Annotated in this window: 1 rRNA gene; it reads right to left on the bottom strand. The window is 52.1% G+C overall.

Annotation, left to right across the window (positions count from 1 at the left end):
* Positions 1–56: 56 nt before the first annotated feature.
* Positions 57–1616 (bottom strand): 16S ribosomal RNA (locus AEQ18_RS06435).
* Positions 1617–1656: the final 40 nt, after the last annotated feature.

Genomic DNA, 1656 nt, shown 5'->3' with positions numbered 1-1656 from the left:
ACCTCTCAAAACTGAACAAAGGCAAACGATGTGTAGTCTTCCGAAATATTCCTTAGAAAGGAGGTGATCCAGCCGCACCTTCCGATACGGCTACCTTGTTACGACTTCACCCCAATCATCTATCCCACCTTAGGCGGCTGGCTCCAAAAAGGTTACCTCACCGACTTCGGGTGTTACAAACTCTCGTGGTGTGACGGGCGGTGTGTACAAGGCCCGGGAACGTATTCACCGCGGCGTGCTGATCCGCGATTACTAGCGATTCCGGCTTCATGTAGGCGAGTTGCAGCCTACAATCCGAACTGAGAGAAGCTTTAAGAGATTAGCTTAGCCTCGCGACTTCGCAACTCGTTGTACTTCCCATTGTAGCACGTGTGTAGCCCAGGTCATAAGGGGCATGATGATTTGACGTCATCCCCACCTTCCTCCGGTTTGTCACCGGCAGTCTCGCTAGAGTGCCCAACTAAATGATGGCAACTAACAATAAGGGTTGCGCTCGTTGCGGGACTTAACCCAACATCTCACGACACGAGCTGACGACAACCATGCACCACCTGTCACTTTGCCCCCGAAGGGGAAGCTCTATCTCTAGAGTGGTCAAAGGATGTCAAGACCTGGTAAGGTTCTTCGCGTTGCTTCGAATTAAACCACATGCTCCACCGCTTGTGCGGGCCCCCGTCAATTCCTTTGAGTTTCAACCTTGCGGTCGTACTCCCCAGGCGGAGTGCTTAATGCGTTTGCTGCAGCACTGAAGGGCGGAAACCCTCCAACACTTAGCACTCATCGTTTACGGCGTGGACTACCAGGGTATCTAATCCTGTTCGCTCCCCACGCTTTCGAGCCTCAGCGTCAGTTACAGACCAGAGAGCCGCCTTCGCCACTGGTGTTCCTCCATATATCTACGCATTTCACCGCTACACATGGAATTCCACTCTCCTCTTCTGCACTCAAGTCTCCCAGTTTCCAATGACCCTCCCCGGTTGAGCCGGGGGCTTTCACATCAGACTTAAGAAACCGCCTGCGCTCGCTTTACGCCCAATAAATCCGGACAACGCTTGCCACCTACGTATTACCGCGGCTGCTGGCACGTAGTTAGCCGTGGCTTTCTGGTTAGATACCGTCAAGGGATGAACGTTTTACTCTCATCCTTGTTCTTCTCTAACAACAGAGTTTTACGATCCGAAAACCTTCTTCACTCACGCGGCGTTGCTCGGTCAGACTTTCGTCCATTGCCGAAGATTCCCTACTGCTGCCTCCCGTAGGAGTCTGGGCCGTGTCTCAGTCCCAGTGTGGCCGATCACCCTCTCAGGTCGGCTATGCATCGTTGCCTTGGTGAGCCGTTACCTCACCAACTAGCTAATGCACCGCGGGTCCATCCATCAGTGACGCAAAAGCGCCTTTCAACTTTCTTCCATGCGGAAAATAGTGTTATACGGTATTAGCACCTGTTTCCAAGTGTTATCCCCTTCTGATGGGCAGGTTACCCACGTGTTACTCACCCGTTCGCCACTCTTTTTCTTTCGGTGGAGCAAGCTCCGGTGAAAGAAAAAGCGTTCGACTTGCATGTATTAGGCACGCCGCCAGCGTTCGTCCTGAGCCAGGATCAAACTCTCATAATGATTTGTTTGAACGATCCAAAGGATCGTTAAGCTCATAAAA

Source organism: Enterococcus sp. RIT-PI-f, from assembly GCF_001297065.1.
Lineage (GTDB): Bacteria > Bacillota > Bacilli > Lactobacillales > Enterococcaceae > Enterococcus_D.
The sequence above is the reverse complement of the archived record's forward strand: the minus strand, read 5'-3'. Positions and strand labels throughout refer to the sequence as shown.